Here is an 8263-nt window from a genome sequence, read left to right as displayed (position 1 = left end):
CGGCGCCGACTGCTGCCAGCACCACCGCGGCGCCGACAGCGGCCAGCACCACCGCAGCCCCCACGCCAACAGCGGCTGCCAGCACCACCGCGGCGCCGACGGCTGCCAGCGCGCCGTCGTACGGCGCTCCCCACGACTACAAGTGGGACAGCAAGAAGGACGACAAGTCCTGGGAAGGCGCCAAGAAGGACGACAGGTCCTGGTCGGAGGCCAAGTCCTACCCCGCGCCGTCGCATGGCGTCGACGCCGGTGGCGGCGGCACCGCGCCGTCGTTCCCGATCACTCCGGTCGCCGGTGCGGGGCTCGGTGCCGCGATGCTCGGCGCGGGCCTCACCGCTCGTCGCAGGAATCGCGCGACGCAGTGACCAACGGGTCTGGATGCGCCTGGATCTCAGCAGGCGCATCCAGACCGCGGTTGGGCCGACGAGCGCGCGATCGTAACTCCCTCCGCGCGCCGCAGGCTCCAGGGAAGACGAGTCCGGGGGGCGCCGCCGCCGAAGTTTCCCCGCGGCCACCCGAACCGCTGGCCGTCCGGATAACAAGAGCATCCGGGCGGCCGGCAGCCTCTCCCAGCCGGCAGCCAACACCGGACACGGCCCCAGCCCCAGCCCCAGGTTCGCCGGAGCCCTGGGTGACGCGGTGCGAGTCCCGACCGCGTCACCCAGGGCCCAAGCCTGCCTCAGCCATGGGGTAACGTAGGGCGCGTACGGGACGTGGCGCAGCTTGGTAGCGCACCAGACTGGGGGTCTGGGGGTCGCAGGTTCGAATCCTGTCGTCCCGACCAGTATCAAAGTGGCCGCCGACAAGGCAAAAGCCCAGGTCAGCGGCCACTTTTTGTGGATCTCCTTGTTCCCGTCCAGGGCCAGGCTGATCGGGCTTGGGGACCATTTGGGGACCGGGCGGCGCCCAGGTGCCTACTCAGAAGCACTCCGGCGTCGTCGTTGAGGAAGATCGGTTGCAGGCTATTCGTCAGGGCTGCCCACCTGGCTCAGGTGGCGCCGCCAACCCGCACTTGAAGTACGGGCCGTAACGTAAATACGGTCTAGCAATTTCTGTGCGGGTCGCCTAGACTGCTCCCCGCATCGGTCCGCCAACGCACGGAGCTCCTGGTCAGAGCGCCATCCAGGGTCCTGGAGGAGGTCTCGGACCAGGACCCGGACTTTTGGGTGCTCTCGGATCTGCTTGGGCGCGATGCGCTCGGCCTCCAGAAGCGCGGCGATGGCTGGAGGGTTCCTTCCGGGCACCTGCCGCCGACCGAGGCCGGCGGGTGGGCTGTCCGATCCCCGCTACGCAGAGCGATGACGGCTCGCGGCCGAAGGTAGCCCACAACATGCCGCTACGATGTTGCCATGACCGAGATGCCGCTCCCAGACGGCGAGCAGCTTGCCGCTGTGGCCCGCGAGGCCGCCTCGTCCGGGCAGGTTGTCTACCTGACCGAACGAGGCCGGCGGCTGGCCGCGATCGTCCCGGCGGGCTTGGCCGAACTGCTCGAACGCGGCGGCGAGGCGGCCCACGGACGGCGTGTTCTCGGCGCCCGCGCCGCTGGCCGCAGCGGGCGACACGACATCTCCGAGCGGATCGAGGAGATCCTCGCCAGCGAGGTGGCGCCGTAGCTCTCGTCGTCGACGCAGGCCCGCTCTACGCCTATGTCGACGCCGACGACCAACACCACGAGGCGTGCGCCGAGCTGTTGGAAACCCACCCCGGTCCTCTGATCGTGCCGACCCTGGTGGTGACCGAAGTTGTCTACCTGCTCGGCACCCGCCTCGGCACGCACGCTGAGCTTCGATTCATCGCGGACTTGGCCTCCGGCGCGTTCGACGTCGAACCTGTCCACCCAACCGACTGGCTACGCATCGCTGACCTCGTCAACCGCTACCGCAGCCTGCCCCTCGGCACCGTGGACGCATCCGTGATCGCGTGTGCGGAACGCCTCGGCGTCGACGAAGTCGCCACTGTCGACCGGCGCCACTTCACCATCGTCAAGACACACCGAGCGCTGACGCTCCTACCCTGACCCGCGCTGAAAGGCGCGGCTCCAACCGGAGGATTTAGAGGGCCCGGCAATAGGGACGCGGCGTCGCGGGGCTGGGGCACACACCCCACCCCGCTCCCTGATCTACGCACCTGTTGCCGGTCGGTCTGATGTGGGCCGACCCGTCGGTGTGCTGATCGTCACTGGCGCTTCTCACCTCGCTCGCGCACCCGGATAGAGATCTCGATCGGAGTTCCGGCGAAACCGAAGTCCTCGCGCAGCCGCCGCTCCAGGAAACGACGGTAAGCCGGTTCCAGGAATCCCGTCGAGAAGATGACGAACCGGGGCGGCCGCACACCGGCCTGCGTCGCGAACAGCACCCGGGGCAGCCGCCCGCCCCTCGACGGCGGCGGGGTGGCCGCCACGACCTCGCCGAGCCAGGTGTTGAGCCGGCCGGTGGAGATACGCGTCCCCCATGACTCCAGGGCGGACCGCAGGGCTGGCGCGAGCCGGTCGACCGCGCGGCCGGTCATCGCCGACACGTTCACCCTCGGCGCCCAGGCAACCCGGCCGAGGTCTCGGATGATCTCACGTTCCAGAGTGAGGCGACGGTCCTCGTCAAGCAGGTCCCACTTGTTGAACGCCAGCACCAGCGCCCGCCCGGCGTCGACCACCATGGTGATCACCCGTTGATCCTGCTCGGTCAGTGGCTCGCCGGCATCCAGCAGGACGATCGCGACCTCAGCGGCTTCCAGCGCCGCCGCGGTGCGCAGCGAGGAGTAGTACTCCGCTCCGGTCGCCTCCCGTACCCGGCGCCGCAGACCGGCGGTGTCCACGAACTTCCACACCTCACCCCCGACGGTCACCAGCTCGTCGACTGGATCGCGGGTGGTACCGGCGACCTCGTGCACCAGGGAGCGCTCCGTCCCGGCGAGCCGGTTGAGCAGGCTGGACTTCCCCACGTTCGGCCGGCCCAGCAGCGCTACCCGCCGTGGGCCGGTCACCTCCTCGAAGCGCTCCCGCGGGGCCGCGGGGAGAGCCGCGAGCACGGCGTCGAGCAGATCGCCGCTGCCACGGCCGTGCAGGGATGAGACAGGATGCGGCTCGCCAAGCCCGAGGCTCCACAGCGCGGCCGCGTCCGCTTCCGTCCGGGCGTCGTCGACCTTGTTCGCCGCGAGGACGACGGGCAGCCCCGAACGCTGCAGCACGCGCGCGACAGCTTCATCCGCGTCGGTTGCGCCCACCGTGGTATCGACCACGAACAGCACCGCGTCGGCTGTGTCCAGGGCGACGCGCGCCTGCTCGGCGACGCGGGCGGCAAGCCCACGCGCGTCCGGCTCCCAACCACCGGTGTCGACGACGACGAAACGCCGCCCACTCCAGGTCGCGTCATAGGCGACCCGGTCGCGGGTCACGCCCGGGATGTCTTCGACGACCGCGGCCCGCCGGCCCAGGATCCGGTTCACCAGCGTCGACTTGCCGACGTTGGGGCGGCCGACAATCGCCAGCACGGGCTGCCGCTCGGTGCCACCGAGCGGGTGCTCGGCCTCGTCCTGCGGTAGCTGCGAAGCCACACCCACAACGTCCTCGTCTCTGTTTGTCATGTCTGTTCGCCATCGTTCCGGTACCGCCGTGACCACAGCCGCTCGGTCATGCCGGTGACAGCCCCCGCGGTGGCTTCCCGGCTGCGGCTTCCCGGCGGCCTCGACGCGGGAGCCGAGCACGTCACGATCAGCTGGGCAGGCGAGCCCGCACGAGATGGTCGGCGATCCGCAACCGGATGTCCTCCGCCACGGCCGCCAACGCTCGGCGCGATCGCGGGTTCGCCGGAACCACCACGTCGAACGGACGCCCGAACACCACCCGGGTGGGCACGGAGCGCCTGGGCCACCGGGCACCCTTCGGCAGGGCCCGAGCGGTGTCGATACATGCGACCGGCAACACCGGGCACCGTCCGTGAACAGCAAGATAGGCGATACCGTGCTGCACCGTCTCCAGCTCGCCCGTTCCCCGGGTGCCCTCCGGAAACACCCCGATGACTCCGCCGCGCCCCAACTCGTCAAGCGCGGTGTGCAGGGCGGCCCGATCCGGCCGGCCACGGTCGACCGGGATCTGGCCGGCAATGGTCAGCAGCATACCAAGTATGCCGCCGTACATTTCGGACTTCACCAGGCAGCGTACCGTACGTGGTGATTCGATGACGACCAGCGGGCCGTCCAGCAGACTGCTGTGGTTTCCCGCAAAGATCACCGGGCCGGTCGCCGGCACGTGCTCAAGTCCCTGGAGGGTCACCCGCATGACGATCTGGTTCAGGACAAACCGCACCGGTGGCTTGAGCGCCCTGTGCGCGACGCCGCGGTAGGGCCTGGACGCCGCCCCGCGCCGCGGCACGCGCGCCGGAGGCTGCCCGGCGCCCGCTTCCATGGCGTCGGGGCTTTCGGCGGTCATGACGCGTCGGCCGTTACCCGTTCGCAGTGCAGCAGAACCTCGTCCACAACAGCCTCAATGGACAGGCTGGTCGAGTCGAGCATGATCGCATCCTCGGGGACAGCCAGCGGATCCGCGGCACGCGTCGAGTCCAGCGCATCCCGGCGATCGAGCTCAGCGAGGGTACGGGCCACGTCGTCGATGCCCTTCTCCCCGAGCTGATGCGACCGCCGCAACGCCCGGACCTCGGTCGAGGCCGTCAGGAACACCTTGACCGGAGCCTGCGGAGCAACGACCGAACCTATGTCACGGCCTTCTACCACGATGCCCGTCGGGGACGCCGCGATGATCTGCCGCTGGCGAGCGACGAGAAGACGCCGGACCGCCGGCACCGCGGCAACCGCGCTCACCGCGTTCGTGACCGCCCTGCCGCGGATCTTGTCCTCCACGGCTTCGCCGTTCACCGCGATCGTGGGACTGTCCGGACTGGTACCGACAGCCAGCACCACCCGTTCGGCCAGTTCCCCCACAGCGCTGTGATCTTCAAGGTCGATCCTGCTCTCCAAGGCGACCTGTGTCACCGCCCGGTACATCGCGCCGGTGTCGAGATAGCGCAGGCCCAGCCGTCGGGCGATCTCCCTGGCGACGGTGCTCTTGCCGGAGCCTCCCGGCCCGTCGACGGCTACGACCAATCCCTCGGACAATCCCTCGGACGTCAATACCTGACTGTGCCCGGTGCAGCGGCCTTCGCCGCCCGTGGACACTTCCTGATTGTCAGTGGCCGTTACGCCCACTGACTCACGGGAACCGCGGTCCTGCTCCACCGCTTCCTCCGTCCAGACGCGACAATTACGCACAAGACCGTGCACACACGAAAACCGCGCATAGGTGGAATCCGCGTACACACAGTAACCCGACTACATCAGAAAACCGTCAGCAACCGACACGGTGAAACCGGCCCAGCCGACCCAGCCAGCCCAGCCGGCCCAGGTCGTCACCCAAGCCGCCGGCCAGGTCAAGGCCGATGTGGTCAGCCCGGATCAGGCTACTCGGGGCCGCCCACCCACGAAGGATGGCGTTCACGACCTGCGATAGGCGGTCCAGCCGGCGGCGGCAAGCCGATCCAGCAGCGTACCCACGATATCGGGCGAAACAGCGATCTCCACAATGCCGGCCGGAGCGTCGAGATTGTGCTCAAACGCGGCGATATCCTCAATATTGATCTCCCAGCCGCCGATCGTCGCAAACAGCTCGCCTAGCTGACCGGGCCGGTCCGCAAGCACCACTCCGACCCAGGCCCAGGCCAACGGCCGCATCGCCGCGCTGACCTTGCGCGGCAAAAGCGCCCGGCCGGTGTTTCCAGCCGCCATGAGCCCGCGGACAACCTCGATAACCTCCTGTTCACCACCCCGGTCGAGCACCTCGGCCAACCTGGCGAGCTTTTCGCTGAGCAGCCTGGCCCGGACAGCGACGGGCCCGCGGTTGCCCTCCAGAATCGACGACCACAGGCTGGGATCGCTGTCGGCCAAGCGGGTGGCGTCCCGGAACCCCTGGCCCGCAAGAGCCAGCTCGCCTGCGTCGAGGTCGGGGGTGGCGGCGGCCAGCAGGCTCGCGACCACCTGCGGCAGGTGGGACAGGACAGCCATCGCCGTGTCATGACGGTCGGGCGTCGCGCGCACCGGTGTGGCACCGCACGCCCGCGCGATCGCGATCGTGGCGGCCAAGGCGGCAGGTGAGGTGTGCGGCACCGGGCAGACGACCCAGGCTCGCTCGGCGAACAGGTCAGCACGGGCCGAGGCCGCGCCGCCGCGCTCACGCCCGGCGATCGGGTGCGCGGGGCACCACATCGACAGATCGCATCCAGCCTGGACGGCCTCGACGATCGGCCGGGCCTTCACGCTCGCGACATCACTGACCGTCTCGGCGAGCCCCGCCCGCTGCACCTTCCGTAGCTCACCGGCGACAGCGTGCGGAGGAACCGCGATGACCGCATGCCCCACGGGCTCACCATGCCATGGCTGGCCGGCACCCATGGCCTCGGCGACCTTGATCTGTTCAGGATCGATGTCGGCCAGCAGGACCTCGATGCCGTGGACGCCCAGTGCCAGCCCGATACTGGTACCGATCAGGCCGGCCCCCACCACACCGACCCGGCCCGGCGGCGGTCCGGGGGGCGGGAATCCCGGTGTGGCGGGCGCGACAGTCACCGCGCCACCCTACGGCGTGTTTCGGGAGTCGTCGTTCGACCAGGGAGCCAGACAGCCGGCTTGCCCAAACGCGCGCCACCAGCCAGCCGAACACGGGAGGCACGGCAGGCGCGACAGGCACGGGAGGCGTTCCCGGCCTGCACGGAACTGATTGTGACGGCAGTCATGGCGACATCCGCGTCACAGCGCGACCTCGTGGTAGAGCGCGCCGACCTCCGCCTGGGAAAGGTGCCGGGTCCGGCCGGCCCGCAGCGAGCCGAGATACACCGGCCCGATCCGGGTCCGCACCAGCCGGCGCACCGGGTGGTCCACGGCGTCCATCAGGCGACGCACGACGTGCTTACGCCCCTCGTGCAACGTGATCTCAAGCATGACCCGCGGCCCGGCCGAGCTCACGATCCGCACGGCGTCCACGGTCACCATCCCGTCCGTGAGGGTGACCCCCGCCCGCAGCCGGCGCGGCACGTCCCGACCGACCGGCCCACTCACCTCGACCAGGTAGGTCTTGGCGACACCGAACGACGGATGCGCCAGCCGATGTGCCAGCTCCCCGTCGTTGGTGACCAGCAGCAGGCCCTCGCTGTCGGCGTCGAGCCGCCCGACGTGGAACAGGCCGGGGGCGTGGTCGGTCACCAGGTCCGCGACGGTCGGTCGGCCCCGGTCGTCCGACATCGCCGACAGCACCCCGACCGGCTTGTTCAACGCGAGGTGAACCAGGCCCGCCTTGGTCACGACCCGTGCGCCGTCGACCTCGATGACCGCGGTCTGCGGGTCGACCCGAAGGCCCTGCGCCTCGACGACCCGGCCGTCCACCCGCACGCGGCCCGCGGCGATCAGCTCCTCGCTGTGCCGCCGGGACCCGAGCCCCGCCGCCGCGAGAACCTTCTGCAGCCGGACGCCCTCGGTATTCACGTCACCGGTTGTCATGAGCCCAGAATGTCATGAGCCGACAATGTCATCCACGTCGGCGATGCCGGGCAGCAGCGGGGCGAGCGGAGGCAGTTCGTCGAGGTGGCGCAGACCCATCCGTTCCAGGAAGTAGGCAGTCGTCCGGTAGAGCGTCGCCCCGCTCTCCGGGTCGCTGCCCGCCTCCTCCACGAGCCGGCGGGTGGTCAGCGTACGGATCACACCGTCGGCGGACACACCCCGCACCGCGGAGATCCGCCCACGGCTCACCGGCTGCTGGTAGGCGACGATCGCCAGCGTCTCCAGCGCCGCCTGGGACAGTTTCGGGCTCTGCCCGGCGAGCACGAACCGCTCGACCCAGGGCGCGCACTCATCGCTGGTGTAGAAACGCCAGCCGCCACCGACGTCACGGAGGCTGAAGCCCCGGCCCTGCTCGACGTAACCGCGGGCCAGCCCGGCAATGACACGCTCGACCTCCGCGTGGGGGACGTCGAGGCTCACGGCGATCTCCGTAACCGGGACCGGGTTCTCCGCGACCATCAGGATCGCCTCGACGAGCGCGGGCAGCGGCGGGCGGGCCACCGCCTCGGCCCCGCTCGGCTCGGCCAGCAAGGGCCGCTGGCGCTCCGCGGTTTCGTGCGCGGCGGCCGGGTGGACATCCGCTGTCATCGTTGTCGTGTTCCTCGCTTCCTACGCTGGCCGGCGTTCAGGTCAGCCGCATCCAGATCAGCCGTGGTCGGGCCGGCCG

The 8263-nt window shown here is 70.0% G+C and carries 7 protein-coding genes, 1 tRNA gene and 2 pseudogenes; 4 read left to right on the top strand and 6 right to left on the bottom strand.

Going from position 1 to position 8263, the window contains the following annotated elements; genetic code table 11:
* The 4 genes and pseudogenes from MJ783_RS07870 to MJ783_RS07855 all read left to right on the top strand — a co-directional run.
* Positions 1–365: pseudogene (locus MJ783_RS07870) on the top strand (hypothetical protein); the annotation flags it as partial.
* 342 nt (positions 366–707) lie between these two features.
* Positions 708–784, top strand: a tRNA-Pro gene (locus tag MJ783_RS07865).
* Between the two features lie 565 nt (positions 785–1349).
* Positions 1350–1613 carry a hypothetical protein gene (locus MJ783_RS07860; RefSeq protein ID WP_239309607.1) on the top strand — a complete coding sequence of 88 codons (264 nt, stop codon included), beginning with the start codon at positions 1350–1352 and terminating at the stop codon, positions 1611–1613.
* A 17-nt stretch (positions 1614–1630) separates the two neighbouring features.
* Positions 1631–2017 (top strand): annotated as a pseudogene (locus MJ783_RS07855) (type II toxin-antitoxin system VapC family toxin); the annotation flags it as partial.
* 158 nt (positions 2018–2175) lie between these two features.
* Here the strand turns inward: MJ783_RS07855 and der are convergent.
* The 6 genes from der to MJ783_RS07825 form a co-directional block, all read right to left on the bottom strand.
* Positions 2176–3579, bottom strand: a complete 1404-nt coding sequence (gene der, locus MJ783_RS07850) for a ribosome biogenesis GTPase Der (RefSeq protein WP_239309605.1) — start codon at positions 3577–3579, stop codon at positions 2176–2178.
* Positions 3580–3706: 127 nt separating this feature from the next.
* Positions 3707–4450 (bottom strand): lysophospholipid acyltransferase family protein, encoded by a 744-nt coding sequence (locus MJ783_RS07845; RefSeq protein ID WP_370651528.1) that lies wholly within the window; start codon positions 4448–4450, stop codon positions 3707–3709.
* A complete protein-coding gene (gene cmk, locus MJ783_RS07840) occupies positions 4420–5226 on the bottom strand; it encodes a (d)CMP kinase (protein ID WP_239309603.1) in 807 nt (268 codons plus the stop codon). The genes MJ783_RS07845 and cmk overlap by 31 nt, the downstream gene beginning before the upstream one ends.
* A gap of 255 nt (positions 5227–5481) precedes the next feature.
* Positions 5482–6609, bottom strand: coding sequence for a prephenate dehydrogenase (locus MJ783_RS07835; RefSeq protein ID WP_239309601.1), 1128 nt, complete (start codon positions 6607–6609; stop codon positions 5482–5484).
* A gap of 180 nt (positions 6610–6789) precedes the next feature.
* The gene (locus MJ783_RS07830; protein ID WP_239309600.1) at positions 6790–7536 is read right to left on the bottom strand and encodes a pseudouridine synthase; all 747 of its coding nucleotides are present in this window, start codon (positions 7534–7536) and stop codon (positions 6790–6792) included.
* 12 nt (positions 7537–7548) lie between these two features.
* Positions 7549–8184 carry an SMC-Scp complex subunit ScpB gene (locus MJ783_RS07825; RefSeq protein WP_239309598.1) on the bottom strand — a complete coding sequence of 212 codons (636 nt, stop codon included), beginning with the start codon at positions 8182–8184 and terminating at the stop codon, positions 7549–7551.
* Positions 8185–8263: the final 79 nt, after the last annotated feature.

Origin of the sequence: Protofrankia sp. Cj3 (assembly GCF_917627355.1) — a bacterium.
Classification (GTDB): Bacteria; Actinomycetota; Actinomycetes; order Frankiales; family Frankiaceae; genus Protofrankia.
This window is presented reverse-complemented; position numbering and strand designations above follow the sequence as displayed.

What these genes read in the sequence shown, in the direction of transcription:
- der (WP_239309605.1), bottom strand. Translation starts at nt 3,579, where the DNA reads ATGACAAACAGAGACGAGGACGTTGTGGGTGTGGCTTCGCAGCTACCG.
- MJ783_RS07860 (WP_239309607.1), top strand. Translation starts at nt 1,350, where the DNA reads ATGACCGAGATGCCGCTCCCAGACGGCGAGCAGCTTGCCGCTGTGGCC.
- MJ783_RS07830 (WP_239309600.1), bottom strand. Translation starts at nt 7,536, where the DNA reads ATGACAACCGGTGACGTGAATACCGAGGGCGTCCGGCTGCAGAAGGTT.
- MJ783_RS07825 (WP_239309598.1), bottom strand. Translation starts at nt 8,184, where the DNA reads ATGACAGCGGATGTCCACCCGGCCGCCGCGCACGAAACCGCGGAGCGC.